Here is a 16,507-nt window from a genome sequence, read left to right as displayed (position 1 = left end):
CCCTTCCGCCGCGTGGGACCGCCGCAGGTATCCCCACCTGCGGCGCACGACGAACTGAGCAACGTAAAGATAACGGTGTTAAGATAACGAGCGCAACCGCTATTTGCGCAACGCAGTTATGCGAGAATGCAGAGCTGAGCCGCCGCCTCCAACGCGCACGTTGGGCGCGGCCGCGCCCAGGCGTTCATATCCCGTCAATCTTGTTTGGCGTTCCGTGCGCCTGAGATAAGGCAGCGCGGGCCGGGGGCGGCTCAGAACGGTAGGACGACGCACACATGGCCAATGCGGGACAGGGCGGCCGCGGACCCCGGCCGCCCCGCGACAAGCGTTCGCCCCTGCAGGCGCTGATCTACTGGACGCTGGTGCTCGGCGTCTGGGGCCTGATCTTTCTGGTGGCCTTCTTCGCGGTCTTCGCGGTGGACCTTCCGGACACCTCCAGCCTCTATGAGGTGAAGCGCCAGCCGTCGATCTCCTACCTCGACCGCTCGGGGGCGCTCGTGGCGGTGCGGGGCAGCCAGTACGCCCCGCCGGTAGACCTGGACCGCCTGCCCAAGCACGTGCCCCAGGCGTTCATCGCCATCGAGGACCGCTGGTACTACTGGCACTTCGGCTTCAATCCCTGGGGCATCGTCCGCAGCCAGCTCTACAACATGCGGCGCGAGAGCGGCCCGCTGCGGGGCGGGTCGACCATCACCCAGCAGCTCGCCCGCAATCTCTTCCTGACGCCCAGCCAGAACTACCGGCGCAAGGCCCAGGAGCTGATCCTGGCCGTCTGGCTGGAGGCGCGCTTCTCCAAGAAGCAGATCCTCGAGCTCTATCTGAACCGGGTCTACTTCGGCGCCGGCGCCTACGGCATCGAGGCCGCCGCCCAGCGCTACTTCGGCAAGCCCGCCGAGCAGCTCACCCTTGGCGAATCGGCCCTGCTGGCCGGGATGATGAAGGGCCCCTCCCGCTACTCGCCGGTCTCGGCCACCGACCGGGCCGCCCGCCGCGCCACCGTCGTCCTCGACAAGATGGTGGAGGCGAAATTCATCACTCCCGAGGAGCGCGAGGCCGCCTTCCGCACCAAGGTCCGGGTCAATCCGGTCCTCGCCAACCAGCGCGCCCAGTATTTCACCGACTGGGTGGACGACCAGGTCCGCAGCCTGGTGGGAGAGCCCACCGAGGACCTCGTCGTCGAGACGACCCTCGACCTGCCGCTCCAGGCCGCCGCCGAACAGGCGGTCCAGCGGGGCGTCGCCGCAGCCAAGGGCCAGGGCGTCGAGCAGGCGGCCCTGGTCTCCCTCGACGGCGAAGGCCGGGTCCGGGCCTATGTGGGCGGGGCCGACTATCTGCAGAGCCAGTTCGACCGGGCGACCATGGCCAAGCGCCAGGCTGGCTCGTCCTTCAAGCCCTTCGTCTATCTCGCCGCCCTCGAGGCCGGCCGCACGCCCGACACCCCGGTGGTCGACGAGCCGGTGCGGATCGGCAACTGGGAGCCGCGTAACTACACGGGCCAGTACCTCGGGCCCATGACCCTGCAGACGGCGCTCGCCCAGTCGATCAACACCGTGGCCGCGCGCTTGGCCAACGAGGTCGGCACGGCCAATGTGGCCGCCACCGCCCGCCGGCTCGGCATCACCTCCAACATCCAGCTCGACCCCTCCATGGCCCTCGGCGCCGTCGAGGTGAGCCCGCTGGAGATGGCCCAGGCCTACGCCCCCTTCGCCAATGGCGGCTTCCTGGCCCGGGGCTACGGCATCGAGCGCATCCGCACCGCCTCCGGGCGGGTGCTCTATGACCACAGCGTCGATCGGCCGCCCCGCCAGGCGGTGATCGGCCAGCCGGCCCTGGCCTATCTGAACCAGATGATGCGCCAGGTGATCACCTCGGGCACCGGCGGACGCGCCAACGTCGGCGGCTACGACATCGCCGGCAAGACCGGCACCACCAGCGACTACCGGGACGCCTGGTTCGTCGGCTACACGGGCGGCTTCGTGACCGCCGTCTGGGTCGGCAAGGACGACAACAAGCCTATGCGCCGGGTCACCGGCGGCGGCGCCCCCGCCGGCATCTGGAAGGACTACATGACCGCCGCCCTGCCGCGGCTGAAGGTCCAGCCGATCCCGGGCAGCGCCCTGCCGCCGCCGCCCGAGCCCGACCCGATCGGCGATGTCATCGACGGCATCAGCGACTTCTTCGGCGTCGGCCGCGACCGTCCGCCGCCGTCGGCCTTCGATGAACCGCAGCGCCGCGAAGAGCCGGTGTTCTAGGCTCTACCGCCCGAAGGCGTGCAGTCGCGCGCCCTCGGCGCGGAGCCAGTCGCGGTAGGGGCGCTCGTCCCCCACCAGCCGGCGCACATGGGCCCAGAAGCGCGGCCCGTGGTTCAGCTCCAGAAGATGGGCGCACTCGTGGGCGGCCACGTAGTCGGCCACCTCGAACGGAGCCAGCGCGAGACGCCAGGAATAGCGGATCGAGGCCGGCAGCCGCCCCGTGGCGGGCCGGCAGGAGCCCCAGCGCGACTTGGCGTCGGCGACGCTCACCTTCGGGACCGGCACGCCCAGCCGCCCGCAGTAGTGGGCGGTGCGCTCCGCCAGCACCTCGGCGGCCTTGCGTCGGATCACCAGCATCACCGCCCGGGCGTAGCCTTCGCCCTCGCCCATGGCGACGATCCGGGGCGTGGAGCCGTCCTCGGGCTCGATCCAGCGGGCCCGGCCAGCCCCCTGCTCCAGGCGTACTGGCCGACCAAACACCTCGATCAGTTGGCCCGGCTCCAGGGGCGCGGCCCCGGGCAGTTCGGCGAGGCGTTCGGCGATCCAGCCGGCCCGCTCCCGGGCGAAGGCGGCGGCCTCGGCGAGATGGCGCGGGCTGGGCGCGGTGGCGACGATCTCCCGCCGGGCGCGGTCCAGGCGCAGCGACACCCGCCGCGCCCGCCGGTTCACCCGCAGGCGCACGACGGCGCCCGCCACCTGCAGCTCGTCGCCGTCGGAAAAGGATGCGCGGAAGGGACCCACCGTCCCTATTTAGGCAGCGCCCGCGGCCCTGTCGAAGGTCTGATCAAGGCGGCGAATGAACATCCGCACCCGGGGATAAATCTCCTCGCGGAAGCGGCGGCCGTTGAACACCCCGTAGTGGCCCACGTGCGGCTGGACATAGTCTTCCTTCAGCTCGGCCGGCAGGCCCGTGCAGAGGTCGTGCGCGGCCTGGGTCTGGCCGATGCCGGAGATGTCGTCGTTCTCGCCCTCGACGGTGAGCAGGCCGATGTCGGTGATCGCCTCCGGCCGCACATGCCGGCCCCGGTGGTAGAGTTCGCCCCGGGGCAGCAGGTAGCGCTGGAACACCACGTCCACGGTCTGGAGATAGAACTCCTCGGTGAGGTCCAGCGCCGAGAGGTACTCGTCGTAGAACTCCAGGTGCTTCTCTGCGCTGTCCCCGTCGCCGTCCATCAGGTGCTGGAGGTAGCGCCGATGGGCCTCCTGGTGCTTTTCGAGGTTCATCGACATGAAGCTCGCCAGCTGGACGAAGCCTGGATAAACGCGCCGGCCCATGCCCGGATATGGCCCGGGCACGGTGTAGATCATGTTGCTTTCGAACCAGGCGAAGGGCCGCTCCTCGGCCAGCCGGTTGGTCACCGTTGGCGACAGGCGCGCATCGATCGGCGAGCCCATGAAGGTCATGGAGGCCGGGCGGCTCTCCTCGCCGTCCTCGGCCATCAGGGCGGCGGCGGCCAGCACCGGCGGCCCGGGCTGACAGACGGCCACCACATGCGGACGCGGGCCCAGCATGCGCAGCATCGTGCGCACATGGTCGATGTAGTCGTGGAAGTCGAAGCGGCCTTCCATCACCGGCACGTCCCGGGCGTTCGACCATTCGGTGATGAACACCTCGTGGTCCTGCAGGAAGGCCTGCACCGTGCCTCGCAGCAGGGTGGCGTAGTGGCCCGAGAGTGGGGCGACGATCAGCACCGCGGGCTCCAGGGTCCGCCGGCCAGCCCGACGCATGTCCGCCGCATCACGGGCGAAATGGGTCAGCTTCACCCAGGGGCTCGACCACACCTCGGTGGGCCGTACGCGCACCCGCCGCCCCTCGATCTCCACCGCCTCGATGCCCCAGGCGGGCTTGCCGTAGCGGCGGGTGAGGTTGGCCACCAGGTCGGACACCGCGAACAGGCTGCGCCCGGCTTCGGTGTCGGCCGCCGGATTGAGCGGCGAGCTCCAGAACTGCCGCGCCGCCAGGGCCGCCAGGCGGACCGGGGTCGAGGCGTAGTAGCCGGCTTCGTACAGGGCGTAGAGCATGGCGGCCTCATTATGCTGCGCCGCAACATAACATGTGAAGCCGAAAGACGCTCCCTAAGCCGCCGTGTCGCAGGCGGCTCGCCGGAGGTCGGCCGTCAGCAGCGCTCGGCGTTGGGTCCGGCCTTCATGGCGACGGCGATCTTCTCCGCCGTCTGCTCGGGGGTCAGCTCGTAGGGCAGGACACAGACGAAGCGGCCCTTGGGGCTCATGAGATAGGTGTAGGAGGCGTGGTTGACGAGGTAGTCCGGCCCCTCGCCTGCCTTCTGGTAGTAGACGTGATAGGCCTTGGCCGCCGCGTCCACCTCGGCGGGCGTCCCTGTCAGGCCGATCAGGCGTTTCGGGAAGGCGTCGTTCTTCAGATAGGCCGCCATCTGGGCCACGTCGTCCCGTTCGGGGTCCACGGTGATGAACACCGTCTGCAGCTGGTCGGCCCGGCCGCCCAGGAGGCGTTCCACCTCGGCCATTTCGAACAGGGTGGTGGGGCAGACGTCCGGACAGTGGGTGAAGCCGAAGAAGACCGCGCTCCACTTGCCCTTCAGCACATCCTGGTCGACCTTGGCGCCCGACTGGTCGACGAGCTGGAACGGTCCGCCCACGGCGGCGCCTTGCTCGCCCGACCCCACGACTCCGCGACGGACCGCAAGACCGGTGAGTATGGCCAGCGCCACAGCCAGGACCGCGACGAGGGCGAGAACCCGCCTGGACATGCTTGCTACCCCTTCTGCGTGCCGGGTCGCCGACCGCGCGCCTGCGCGGCAGGGCTGAGCCCGTGCCGATCGCCCGCGCTCAGGCCCCGGCCGAGGCCGTCGATAAGGCGGCGTCCCGAATGGCGCAAGGCGTGTGGGGCGCCACCGGCGTCGGCCGAAGCCACCTGCGCATCCGCACCATCGTCACCCTCCGGTGGCTTATGCTCGGGTCCCAGGCCCTGCTGCTCGTGGTGCTGGGCCTCGTCCTCCGCTACGAGGCGCCCTACGCCATGGCCGTGGGCGTGGTGGTGGCCGGAGCCTGGCTCAACCTGCTCACAAGCCTCGCCTCGCCCCTCCAGCGGATCACCGGGGGCCGGGAAGCCATCATCCATCTGGGCGGGGACGTGCTCCAGCTCGCCCTGTTCATGGCCCTGCTGGGCGGGACCGCGAACCCCTTCATCACCCTGCTGATCGTGCCGGTGGCCCTGGCCGCCGCCACCCAGTCCTGGCGGGCCATGCTCGCCGTCGGCGCCCTGGCCGCGGTGGCCATCGTCATCCTGGCCCTGCTGTCCCTGCCGTTCCCGCTGCCCGAGCCGACCATGCTCGCCCCGCAGCACCGCTTCATCGCCGCCGCCGCCATCCTGGTGGCCATGGGCCTGATCGCCGGCTACGTGCGCCAGTCCGCCGAGTCCGCCGCCCGCATGGCCCTGGCTCTGGACGTGACCCAGGCGGTGCTGGCCCGCGAACAGCGCCTTTCGGCCCTGGGGGCTCTGTCCGCCGCCGCCGCCCATGAGCTGGGCACCCCGCTCGCCACCATCTCCATCGTCGCCAAGGAGATGGCCCGGGAAGCGCCCACCGATCAGGTGAAGGACGACGCCGAGCTGCTGATCGCCCAGGCCGAGCGCTGCCGCGAGATTCTGAAGCGCCTGTCCGAAACCCCCGACCAGGCCTCGGACCAGGTTCATGAGCGCCTCTCTCTGCGCCAGCTGCTGCAGGAGGTGATCGAGCCCCATGCGGCCATCAAGGACGTCCGGGTGGAGGCCATCGTCACCGGGGCCAAAGGCGTGAAATCGCCGGACATCCGGCGGTTGCCGGAAGTTCTTCACGCCATGACCACCTTCGTGGAAAATGCCGTGGACTTCGCCACGTCGGAGGTGTTGGTCACCGCCAGGTTCGACGCCGACACGGTCTCCATCGAGGTCCGCGACGACGGCCCGGGGTTCTCGCCCGATATCCTCGCCAAGCTCGGCGAGCCCTATGTGACCAGCCGTCCTGGACAGGAAGGCGGCCGCACGGGGCATGTGGGCATGGGTCTCGGATTCTTCATCGCCAAGACCCTCCTGGAACGAACCGGGGCCCAGGTGACCTTCCAGAACGGACGGCCCCGCGGGGCCGTGGTTTCCGCCCGCTGGCCCAGGCCGACGATCGAAGCCAACCCTGCCTAGCCGCAACCACGCTTGCGGAACCATGTTCTGGTGCGACACACTGCCGCAGCAACCGAAGGGAGCCCCGAGTGACCGGGGTTGAAGCATGACCGACCTGTCCGCCGAGATCGCCGCGCTTCCCGACAAGTCCCTCCTGGTGCTGGATGACGACGCGCCCCTGCGCACCCGGCTGGGGCGGGCCCTGGAGCAGCGGGGTTTCCAGCCCACCCTGGTGGGCAGCGTGTCGGAAGCCGTGGCGGCCGTCCGCGCCAATCCGCCGGCCTTCGCCGTGCTCGACATGCGGCTGGAGGACGGCTCGGGCCTGAAGGTGGTGGAGACTATCCGCGACGCCCGGCCCGACGCCAAGATCATCATGCTCACCGGCTACGGGAACATCGCCACCGCCGTGCAGGCGGTGAAGGCCGGGGCGGTGGACTATCTCTCCAAGCCCGCCGACGCCGACGACGTGGCCCGGGCCCTGCTGGCCCGGGGCGATGCGCCGCCCGCGCCGCCCGAGAATCCCATGAGCGCCGACCGGGTCCGCTGGGAGCACATCCAACGGGTCTATGAACTCTGCAACCACAACGTCTCGGAGACGGCGCGGCGCCTGAACATGCACCGGCGCACTCTGCAGCGGATTCTGGCCAAGCGCGCCCCGCGCTGACGCGCCTACAGCGCGTAGGCCTCCACGCCCGCCGCCCGCAGGGCCGCGAGCCGGGCGAAAGCCAGGGTCAGAGACTTGCGCCGCGCCCCGGCCAGGGGCGTCACCGGCGCGTCCCGCAGCATGGCGCCGCCGAAGCCGTCGGCCACGATCAGTCCCGGTTCGTCCGGCAGGATCTCCCGGGGAAACTCGGGCGCCACGGCGAAGGCGAAGGCGTCGCAATAGGGCAGGTATTCGTGCCACTTCTGGTCGGTGCGGAAGTCCTCCACCCCCGACTTCACCTCGACGATGAACACCTCGCCCTTGGGCCCCAGGGCCATCAGGTCGGCCCGCCGGCCGTTGGGCAGGGTCACCTCCGCCAGGGGCGCATAGCCCAGGGCCGTCAGGAACCGCGCCGCCCCCCGGGTGACGGCGGCCGTGGTCTCGGGCCGCGAGACCGTGACGACGGTGACGGAGACGTCCATGCGGGCCACTCTGTTCCGGCTACGTTCCGGATGCAAGCGCGCGGGCCGCGGCGGCGCAGCGCACCCGGTCAGCGGCTCGGCGGGCCGGGGAATTCCAGGCGGCCGATGTCGACGCCCAGCTGGCGCATGCGGGCCACGGCCTGGGCCTTGATCGCCGCGGGCAGGGTGGGCTTCTGCGACATCAGCCAGGCGTAGCGGCCGTTGGCGGTGGCCAGGATCAGCCAGCCCTGGTCGATCCTGTGCTCCAGCACCCGGTACTCCTGGCTCACCAGGCCGCCGAAAAAGGTCATGCGGATGCGGGTGTTGCTGTCGTCCGCCACCGTGGCCCGGGCCTTCCAGGTGGTGGGCGCGCCCGAAGCCTTCCAGCAGCTCTGCACCACGGCGAAACCGCCCGCCTGGGGCGTCCAGTCTGAGGCGCCGGCCTCGCAGTCCTTCTGCAGCTTGTTGGGGATGCGGGCCACCTCGTACCAGCGGCCCATCATCCGAGTCAGCTCGATTTTCTCGGCGGGCTCGGCCGCCGCGGGCGCGGCGAGGCTCAGGGCGGTCGCCGCCGCGAGGATCAGACGCTTCAGCATGGCGCGAGCGATACCCGCCTCAAGTGACGAAACAACGGCGCGCGAAGTCGCAGCGGCGCTACATAGGGACGCGGCGGCCGCCTGGCTACGCCTGCGCCGGCCCCTGCAGGGGCCGGCGGGCTTCATCGTCTCGTCTGACCGTCGTGACGACGGCTATTCAGCGGCGATCAGGACCTGCTTGGCGCGGTCCTTGAAATTGATCTCCTGGAGGTACTTGATGCCCTCCTCGGCGATGTCGTCGCCGACCATCTTGTCGCCCTCTCCCTTCAGCTCGTCGAGGTCGACGTAGGTCGCGTAGAAGGCCTTGGTCCGGTCGGTGATGATCCCGGCGTTGAGGAGCGTCTTCACCAGCACCCGGAAGATGTTGGTCTGCTCCTTCATGTTCTCCCGGCGGGTTTCGTCGGTGACCATCTGGCCCATCTCGGCGATGACCTTCTCGGGATCGAGGCCGAACTCCTCATAGAGGTCCCGCTGCTGGGTCGGGGCCACGAGGTTGAACAGCAGCGTCTGGAAGCAATGCGCCGCCCACAGCTCGATGATCTCGTGCTCCTGCGGCGTCAGGTGCGGGATGGTGCGGTCGGCCCAGATCTTCCCGAACTTGTGGTGGAAGGCCTCGTCGGTCATGACGAGCTGGGTCAGCTTCCGGGCCAGCGGGTCGTTGGTTTTGGCGAAGATGGTGGCGAAGGCGCCCATGGCCAAGCCTTCCACCAGCATCTGCATGCCGATGATCTTCTTGTAGACCTCGGGGCTGCCGATGATCTCCACCAGCAGCGCCTTCAGGGTCGGGCCGCATTCCACCGGACGGCCCCAGCGGGCCTTGATGTACTTGGCGAAGGCCGTGACGTGGCGGGCCTCCTCGCGGGTCTGGTTGGCGGCGTATTCCTGGGCGCCCTGGTCCTTCAGCACATGGCACAGGCTGGCCGACAGGTTCAGGGCTCCCTGCTCGCCGTGCAGGATCGAGGAGAAGGTGCGCAGGGTCTGCTGGTTGGCGAACCGCACCCGGTCCTTGCGGTCCTTCAGGTGGTTCGAGACGTAGTCGGTCTGCAGCGAGATGATCATCTCCTCAGGGAGGATCATCTCGTTCTCCATGTCGAACGGTTCGCTGAAGTCGATGTACTTGGTGTCCAGCGGATCCCAGAAGTGGTCGTGGGTGGCCGAGATGATCTTGTCGAAGGCGGTCGAGCGGGCGTTGTAGCGATCCAGCTCGAGCATGGACTCGAAGTCGTCCGGCGCCACCGCGTCGTAGATGATGTCCTTGGTGATGTTGCCGTCGGCGGCCATCTCGTTTCGCTCCTACCCTGTCTGTGCGGTTGCCCCCGCCGTCTTGTCAGTAGGCAGCATGGAATGTGATCAGTGTTCCGTCAAGAAAATGACGCGCACGTCATCTTCCGAGCCGGAGCGCCGATCCGGCCGCGCTTACTCCGCGGCGGCCTCAATGGCGTGGATATCGTCGTCGGACAGGCCGAAGTGGTGGCCGATCTCGTGGACCAGCACGTGGCTCACCAGTTCCTCCAGGGTCACGTCCCCGCGCTCGGCCCATTCATCGAGGATCGGCCGGCGGTAGAGGAAGATTCGCGAGGGCTGCGGCGAGACGTCGAACACCGACCGCCGCGCCAGGTCCACGCCCTGGTAGAGGCCGGTAAGCTCGAACGGGTCCGCGATGCCCAGCTCGTCCAGCACCTCCTGCTCCGGGAAGTCGTCGACCCGGAACACCACCTCGCCCGCGAGCCGGCGGAAGCCCTCCGGCAGGCTGGCGAAGGCCCGCTCGGCGAGCACGGCCAGGTCGTCCAGGGACGGCGCGCGGCCGGTCACGGGCTCACTCATCGGGCATCACGATATGGGGCGCGTCGGGCGGGCGGATTTCGAACAGGCCGATGTCCAGCGGCTGCTGCGGCTTCACCGGCCGCAGCGGGGTCAGGGCGATGGCCTTCAGGGTCTCAGGCTCCAGGGGCTGCTTGGACTTCCGGGCCTGACGGGCCTGGGGCGGCTCCAGCGGCCGCTCGGCCGTGGGAATGCGCCAGTATGAGACGGTGAGCCGCCAGACGGTGCGCGGCGGGGCGGGCGGCCTTGGCCAGCGGCGGCCGTCCTCGAAGGTGGGCTCCACCGGCGCAGGCACGCGGCCGGCGTCCAGGGCCACCTGCTCCACCAGCTGGCAGAAGCGGTCGGCCGCCTCGACGCCCTCGAGCCGGTCGGCATAGGCCTCGAGCGCCGCCTCGCGCGTCGGGAACGCCGGCCCGGCCGCGTCGGTGGTGAAGGCCACCGGTCCGCCGGCGCGGCGGCGCGCCTCGCTCTCGCGCGCGGCCCGCCCCAGGGGACGGGACAGCGCCTGCTCGGCGTTGACGGCGACGGGATAAAGGATGGTCATACGCCCTATTCTCGCGAACTTTCGCGCACATAGGAACGCGCCTTCGCGTGCGGCAGGGCTTGCGTCGCCGTAAGCTCCGAAAGACTGATTCGCCGGGGCCAGGATGATCGCGGACCAACTGATACTCGCGGCGGCGGCCGGCGCGGTGTCCCTGGCCATCTCCGTCCTCCTGTGGTCGGCGGCCCAGCGGCGCCGGGACCTCGCCCGCATTCAGGACCTCAGCGCCCGCATCCGCGGCCTGGAAGCCCGGGCCGAGGCCGCCCAGGCCTCGGCCGAGGCCTTCGATTCCGCCCTGCTCGCCGTCGAGGACGGTCAGGCCCTGCTGGCCTCGGGCGAGGAAAGCCTCGCCGTCTGCGCCGAGGCGCTGGGCCTTTCCGAGGCCGAGCCCCAGACCCTGGTCAACGCCCTGATGCGCGCCGACCCCGACCACGCCCGGCGCCTTCGAGGCCTGTTCGAGCGGGGGGAGCCCTGCGCCTTCGAGGTGCAGGGCAGCGGCGGGGTCGTCACCGTCGAGGGGCGCGCCGCCGGAGCCCTGGCCTGGCTGCGCGTGTCGGGGGTGCTTGGCGAGGACGCCGGCCTGCCCACCGCCCCGCGCTTCGCCGCCTTCCTGCACACCCGCGCCACCCCGGCCTGGATCGCCGCCGCCGACGGCTCGCCCGTCTGGGTCAACGCCGCCTGGCTGAAGGCCGTGGGGGCCGAGAGCCTGGACGAAGCCGCCAAGCGCGGCGCGGCCTTCGACCGGGGGGCCGACGCCGTGGCCTCCGAGGCGGCCAACCTCGGCCAGAAGCGCGAGGCGGTGCGCTGGCTGTCGCTGGACGGGCGCCGGCGGGCCTTCCACATCACCGCCCAGCCGCTCGAGGGCGGCGGGGTCGGCGTCTGGACCGATGACGTCACCGACATCGAGGGCCTGCGCGAGCAGCTCAAGCGCAACATCGAGGCCCACGACCAGACGCTTAACCGCATTGACGACGCCGTGGCGATCTTCGGCGAGGGCAAGCGGCTGATCTTCCACAACACCGCCTTCGCCGAACTGTGGGGCCTGGAGCCCGCCTGGCTCGAAGAAGGCCCCACCCACGGCGAGGTGCTCGACCGCCTGCGCCAGCGCCGGCGCCTGCCCGAGACCGCCGACTACGCCCGGTGGAAGGCCGCCGAGCTCGACCGGTACGAGAAGCTGGGCCAGGAGCCGGACGACCTGTGGAGCCTGCCCGACGGGCGCACCCTGCGCGTGGTGCGCCAGCCGCACCCCATGGGCGGGGTCGTTGTGCTGTTCTCCGACATCACCGGCGAGCTGAAGCTGAAGGCCCAGTACAACGCTCTCATCCAGGTGCAGCAGGCCACCCTCGACAAGCTCTCCGACGCCGTGGCCGTGTTCGGCTCGGACGGGCGCCTGCGCCTGCACAACGAGAGCTTCGAGCGCTTCTGGGGGATCAGCCCCGAGGCTCTCGAGGCCGCCGATCTCGACGCCGTGGTCGAGCTGTGCGTGCCCAAGCTGCACGACATGGGCTTCTGGCGCGAGCTGAAGGGGCGGGTCGGCGACCCCGACCCGCGGGCCCGCACGCCCATGACCGGCGAGACCCGCACCTCGGACGACCGCATCGTCGAGTACCGGTCGCGGCCCCTGCCCGACGGCGCGACCCTCATCGCCTTCACCGACGTCACCGACGCCCGGCGGCTGGAGAGCGCCCTGGCCGACCGCGAGGCGGCCCTGTCCGAGGCCGAGCGGCTCAAGCGCGACTTCGTGGGCAACGTCTCCTACGAGCTGCGCACCCCGCTCACCACCATCATCGGCTACTCCGAACTCCTGGAGCATGCGGGCGAGGCCCTTCCGGAACGCGCGCGCGGGCACGCGGCGGCGGTGAAAGCGGCGGCCACCCAGCTCGCCCGCTCCATCGACGACGTCCTCGACATGGCCCAGATCGACGCCGACGAGATGGCCCTCGAGCTCTCGGACGTTGACGTGGCCGAGCTGATGATCGGCGTCGCCGGCCGCTGGCGGAAGCGGGCGGAGGCGGCCAAGGTCTCGCTGGTCATCGAACGGCCCGACGACATCGGCCTGATCCGCGGCGACGCCAAGCGCCTGGCCCAGATCCTCGACCATCTGGTGGAGAACGCCCTCAGCCAGACCCCCGCCGGCGGGACGATCACCCTGGCCGCCCGCAAGGCTCTGGGCGAGATCCAATTGCAGGTGTCCGACACCGGCCGCGGCATTCCCTTCCACGTCCAGGCCCATATCTTCGACCGCTTCATCGGCCGCGAACGCGGCGGCCCGGGCCTGGGCCTGGCGCTGGTGAAGGCCCTCACCGAACTCCATGGCGGCTGGGTGGCCCTGGAGAGTGAACCGGGCGCCGGCGCCACCTTCACCTGCCACCTGCCCGAAGGCGCCGAAGCGGTCGTCGCCCAGCGCGAACTGGCGCTCTAGGAGGACCAGCCGCCCGGGCCATAGGGCCGTCGGCGTCTTCCGTGCTTTCTGGGGGCAGGACAGCGACGTCCGCCCTCGCCGCTCGGCGGGACGGACGACCCGGGCGTCAGGCCTAGTGCTGGCTTTCCGGCATGCGGACGACGAGGCCGTCCAGGGCGTCGGTCACCTTGATCTGGCAGGACAGGCGGCTGTTGTCCTCGACGCCCTCGGCGAAGTCGAGCATGGACTCCTCCATGGCCGAGCGTTCGCCGGTCTTGGAGACCCAGGCCTCGTCCACATAGACGTGGCAGGTGGCGCAGGCGCAGGCGCCGCCGCAGTCGGCGTCGATGCCCGGGATATTGTTCTTCACCGCGCCTTCCATGACCGACAGCCCGGTCTTGACGTCGACCACGTGCTTGGTCCCGTCATGTTCGATGTAGGTGATCTTGGCCATGGCGCTCCCCGGTAAGCCGCGCGTCTAAGCGGCGACCTCTTTCATGGAAATCGTAACGTCCGCAAGCTTGGCCTTGTCGACCGGCTTGCGGTTCAGGATGAGCTGCTTGCCCATCATGAACTCGGGCGGGGCGTTGATCGCCTCCACCGCCTGAACCTGGTCGCCCTTCAGGTGGAAGACGGCGAACTTGCCGCTGGCCGGGTCGCCGCGCACGACGATCCCGTCCGCGTCGAACGCGTAGCCGGCGATCTGCAGCTTCAGGTCATATTGGTCCGACCACTGCCAGGGGCACTCGCCCGGCGGCCGCGGCCGGCCGGTGATGGCGCAGGCGGCCTGCTTGGCCTGTTCCAGGGCGTTGGGCACGCTCTCCATCCGGAACATGCGGTCGTAGATCGGCATCGGCCGGTGGGCCACGTCGCCGATGGCGAAGACGGCCGGGTCCGACGTGCGGGCGTCGAGGTCCACCACCACCCCGCGGGCCGTCTCCAGCCCGGCGTCCGAGGCCAGTTCGTCGTTGGGATGGGCGCCCACGCCTACCACCACCGCATCGCACGGCACGACTTGGCCGCTGGCCAGCTTCACGCCGGTCACATGGCCCTCGCCCTCGAAGCCGACCACCGAGCAGCCCAGCTCGAAGCGCACGCCGTGCTTCTCGTGATAGCCGCGGAAGAAGTCCGACAGCTCGGGGCAGGCCACCCGAGCCAGGAGCCGGCTCTCGCGCTCCAGCACCACCACCTCGGCCCCCAGGGCCCGGCCCGAGGCAGCGACCTCCAGGCCGATGTAGCCGCCGCCGACCACCGCCAGGGTCTTGCCCGGCCCCACGGCCGCCTTCAGCTGCTCGGCGTCCGCCGCCGTGCGCAGGAACATGACGCCCGGCAGGTCCGCCCCCGGGATCGGCAGGGCGATGGCCCGCGCCCCCGTGGCCAGGATCAGGATGTCGTAGGAGAGCGTCGAGCCGTCCGACAGCACGACCGTGCGGTCGCTGCGCTTCAGCTGAACCGCCCTCACGCCGGGGCGGAAATCGATATCGTGCTCGGCGTAGAACTCCAGCGGCTTGAGGGCCAGGGACTCGGCGTCGGCCTCGCCCTTCAGCCAGGCCTTGGAAAGCGGCGGCCGCTGGTAGGGCGGGATCGGCTCCTCGCCCACCAGGGTGATCGGGCCCGCAAAGCCGTACTGGCGCAGCAGCGCGGCCGCCGTGCCGCCGGCATGGCCGGCGCCCAGGATCACGACATGGCCGGTGGTCGGGGCCGTTTGATCGGTCATGGTTCTTCGATTGCCCAAAAGTGACACCGGCGTCAACTTGACGCGTCGGCAGCGCAGGCGGCCGGCGGCGACCCTGCGGGCTGCGACGCCGGCCAGCTCAATTCATACACCACCCGCAGGGCGTCATGGTCGGAAAGCGCCGGACTGTCCGGGCGGCCGTCGAACATCGTCTCCACCCGCACCGGCCGGATGCGCACGGCCTCCCCGTCGGCGAAGAGCTGCAGGTCCTGGGTGTCCATCCAGGGCGCGTCCCCGTCCCATGAGGCGCGCACGTCGCACCGGTCGGCGCCCTCGCTGCAGTAGCGGTGGACCAGGGTCATGGGCAGGAGCGCCGAGAAGGTCTCGAAGCGCGCCTCCGATCGGCGCATGTTGAAGTCCCCGCCGAGGATGGCCGGGGCGCGCAGATCGCGGCGCACCTCCAGGAAATGCGCCAGCTCGGCGGTCTGGATGGCGTGGGCCGAGAGGGTGCGTCGCCTGGGCGCCTTCGAGGCCTTGCGCGAGTTCATGTGGGTGTTGAACACGTCCACGGCCACAGGCGCGCCGGGGATGACGATACGGACGTGCAGGGCGCCCTTGTTGCTCAGGCAGTCGAGCCCGGCGCAGCCCCGGCGGCCGAACGGCTCTCCGGCCTGGTCGATGATGGGATAGACGCTGGCGATGGCCAGGCCGCCCGTCGTCAGGCGAAGCCCGATCTCGCCCCGCATCCACGAACGCCGGCCAGAGGCGCGGCCCGCGGCCGGCAGGTCGCGGCGGCTGCGGCGCTTGGGCCCGGCGGCCAGGGCCGGATAGCCGGCGGACTCCACCGCCGCCACCGCGGGCCTGGAGAACACCTCCTGGAAGAGCACGATGTCCGGCCCCTCGCCAGTCGCGCGCAGCTCGCCGAGCCGGCGGCCGATCTCGGCGAGCTCGGCCTTGCGCCCCTTGCGAGCGGGCCAACCAAGGCCCTCGATGTTGTAGGTGGCGACGTCCAGGAAAAGGCGCGCGGTGCGGCCATCCTCAGACAGGGTGACCGGCGTCGCAGGCGCCGTCGCGCAGGCGCCGGAGCGGGCCGCCGGCAGGGTGGCGCAGCCGGCCAGAAGGAGGCCGGCTGCGAGCAGGGCGGCCGCAGGGCCGCGCGGGGCGGCGCCGCGGCCCGGGCGGATCAGACCACCCGCTCCGCCAGCATCTTCTTGACCTCGGCGATCGCCTTGGCCGGGTTCAGGCCCTTCGGGCAGACCTGGGCGCAGTTCATGATCGTGTGGCACCGGTAGAGCTTGAACGGATCTTCAAGCTCGTCCAGCCGCTGGCCGGTGGCCTCGTCGCGGGAATCGATGATCCAGCGATAGGCGTGCAGCAGGGCGGCCGGGCCCAGGTACTTCTCCTGGTTCCACCAGTAGCTCGGGCACGAGGTCGAGCAGCAGGCGCACAGGATGCACTCGTAGAGGCCGTCCAGCTTCTCCCGGTCCTCCGGGGCCTGGCGCCATTCCTTCTGCGGCTCGGGCGTCTCGGTGTGCAGCCAGGGCTCGATCGAGGCGTACTGGGCGTAGAAGAGCGTCAGGTCCGGGATCAGGTCCTTGACCACCGGCATGTGCGGCAGCGGGCTGATCGCCACCTTTTCGCCGGGGCAATCGTCGTGGCCCTGGATGCAGGCCAGGGTGTTGCGGCCGGCGATGTTCATCGCGCACGAGCCGCAGATCCCTTCCCGGCACGAGCGCCGGAAGGTCAGGGTCGGGTCGATGTTGTTCTTGATGTGGATCAGGACGTCCAGGACCATCGGCCCGCAGGCGTCCACATCCACGTCATAGGTGTCCCAACGCGGGTTCTGGCCGCTGTCGGGATCGTAGCGATAGACCTTGAAGGTCTTCACCCGCTTGGCGCCCGCCGGAGCCGGGAAGTGCTTGCCCGGGACGATGCGGGAGTTCTTGGGAAGGCGGAATTCGGCCATCTCGGATCTCTTCCTTCCG

The 16,507-nt window shown here is 70.3% G+C and carries 16 protein-coding genes; 4 read left to right on the top strand and 12 right to left on the bottom strand.

Features of this window, described 5'->3' with window-relative positions; genetic code table 11:
* The first annotated feature begins 275 nt into the window (after nt 1-275).
* On the top strand, nt 276-2,252 hold the full coding sequence (locus BO64_RS16045; protein WP_496404316.1) for a transglycosylase domain-containing protein: 1,977 nt from the start codon (nt 276-278) through the stop codon (nt 2,250-2,252).
* A 3-nt stretch (nt 2,253-2,255) separates the two neighbouring features.
* Here the strand turns inward: BO64_RS16045 and BO64_RS16040 are convergent, their stop codons facing one another.
* From BO64_RS16040 to BO64_RS16030, 3 genes are all read right to left on the bottom strand, one after another.
* On the bottom strand, nt 2,256-2,993 hold the full coding sequence (locus BO64_RS16040; RefSeq protein ID WP_496404315.1) for a M48 family metallopeptidase: 738 nt from the start codon (nt 2,991-2,993) through the stop codon (nt 2,256-2,258).
* Nucleotides 2,994-3,002: 9 nt separating this feature from the next.
* Nucleotides 3,003-4,274 (bottom strand): polyhydroxyalkanoate depolymerase, encoded by a 1,272-nt coding sequence (locus tag BO64_RS16035; RefSeq protein ID WP_496404314.1) that lies wholly within the window; start codon nt 4,272-4,274, stop codon nt 3,003-3,005.
* Nucleotides 4,275-4,369: 95 nt separating this feature from the next.
* Nucleotides 4,370-4,981, bottom strand: coding sequence for an SCO family protein (locus BO64_RS16030; RefSeq protein WP_496404313.1), 612 nt, complete (start codon nt 4,979-4,981; stop codon nt 4,370-4,372).
* Nucleotides 4,982-5,100: 119 nt separating this feature from the next.
* Here BO64_RS16030 and BO64_RS16025 point away from each other — a divergent pair, with 119 nt between their 5' ends.
* Entirely contained in the window at nt 5,101-6,405 is a 1,305-nt protein-coding gene (locus BO64_RS16025; RefSeq protein WP_496404312.1) for an ActS/PrrB/RegB family redox-sensitive histidine kinase, read from the top strand.
* Nucleotides 6,406-6,490: 85 nt separating this feature from the next.
* Nucleotides 6,491-7,048: an ActR/PrrA/RegA family redox response regulator transcription factor gene (locus BO64_RS16020; protein ID WP_496404311.1), complete on the top strand. Its 558-nt coding sequence runs from the start codon at nt 6,491-6,493 to the stop codon at nt 7,046-7,048.
* A 5-nt stretch (nt 7,049-7,053) separates the two neighbouring features.
* Here the strand turns inward: BO64_RS16020 and mmcB are convergent, their stop codons facing one another.
* The 5 genes from mmcB to BO64_RS15995 all read right to left on the bottom strand — a co-directional run bounded on the left by mmcB (nt 7,054) and on the right by BO64_RS15995 (nt 10,449).
* Nucleotides 7,054-7,509 carry a DNA repair putative endonuclease MmcB gene (gene mmcB / locus BO64_RS16015; protein WP_496404310.1) on the bottom strand — a complete coding sequence of 152 codons (456 nt, stop codon included), beginning with the start codon at nt 7,507-7,509 and terminating at the stop codon, nt 7,054-7,056.
* Nucleotides 7,510-7,577: 68 nt separating this feature from the next.
* Nucleotides 7,578-8,084 (bottom strand): lipocalin family protein, encoded by a 507-nt coding sequence (locus tag BO64_RS16010; RefSeq protein WP_496404309.1) that lies wholly within the window; start codon nt 8,082-8,084, stop codon nt 7,578-7,580.
* Between the two features lie 153 nt (nt 8,085-8,237).
* Entirely contained in the window at nt 8,238-9,365 is a 1,128-nt protein-coding gene (locus BO64_RS16005) for a ferritin-like domain-containing protein (RefSeq protein WP_496404308.1), read from the bottom strand.
* 135 nt (nt 9,366-9,500) lie between these two features.
* Nucleotides 9,501-9,908, bottom strand: a complete 408-nt coding sequence (locus tag BO64_RS16000; protein ID WP_496404307.1) for a metallopeptidase family protein — start codon at nt 9,906-9,908, stop codon at nt 9,501-9,503.
* Complete coding sequence (locus BO64_RS15995) at nt 9,901-10,449, bottom strand: hypothetical protein (protein ID WP_496404306.1); 549 nt, start codon at nt 10,447-10,449, stop codon at nt 9,901-9,903. Before BO64_RS15995 ends, BO64_RS16000 begins: the two co-directional genes overlap by 8 nt.
* A gap of 103 nt (nt 10,450-10,552) precedes the next feature.
* Here BO64_RS15995 and BO64_RS15990 point away from each other — a divergent pair, with 103 nt between their 5' ends.
* Complete coding sequence (locus BO64_RS15990; RefSeq protein ID WP_496404305.1) at nt 10,553-12,868, top strand: PAS-domain containing protein; 2,316 nt, start codon at nt 10,553-10,555, stop codon at nt 12,866-12,868.
* A 112-nt stretch (nt 12,869-12,980) separates the two neighbouring features.
* Here BO64_RS15990 and BO64_RS15985 read toward each other — a convergent pair whose 3' ends face one another.
* Genes BO64_RS15985 through BO64_RS15970 form a run of 4 tightly spaced genes read right to left on the bottom strand, consistent with a single transcriptional unit; the run spans nt 12,981 to nt 16,488 of the window.
* On the bottom strand, nt 12,981-13,301 hold the full coding sequence (locus tag BO64_RS15985) for a 2Fe-2S iron-sulfur cluster-binding protein (protein ID WP_496404304.1): 321 nt from the start codon (nt 13,299-13,301) through the stop codon (nt 12,981-12,983).
* A 24-nt stretch (nt 13,302-13,325) separates the two neighbouring features.
* Nucleotides 13,326-14,564, bottom strand: a complete 1,239-nt coding sequence (locus tag BO64_RS15980; RefSeq protein WP_496404303.1) for an NAD(P)/FAD-dependent oxidoreductase — start codon at nt 14,562-14,564, stop codon at nt 13,326-13,328.
* A gap of 32 nt (nt 14,565-14,596) precedes the next feature.
* Entirely contained in the window at nt 14,597-15,808 is a 1,212-nt protein-coding gene (locus tag BO64_RS15975) for an endonuclease/exonuclease/phosphatase family protein (protein WP_496404302.1), read from the bottom strand.
* Nucleotides 15,706-16,488 carry a succinate dehydrogenase iron-sulfur subunit gene (locus tag BO64_RS15970; protein ID WP_496404301.1) on the bottom strand — a complete coding sequence of 261 codons (783 nt, stop codon included), beginning with the start codon at nt 16,486-16,488 and terminating at the stop codon, nt 15,706-15,708. Before BO64_RS15970 ends, BO64_RS15975 begins: the two co-directional genes overlap by 103 nt.
* Nucleotides 16,489-16,507 lie beyond the last annotated feature (19 nt).

This window comes from Phenylobacterium composti DSM 19425 (genome assembly GCF_059568645.1).
This window is presented reverse-complemented; position numbering and strand designations above follow the sequence as displayed.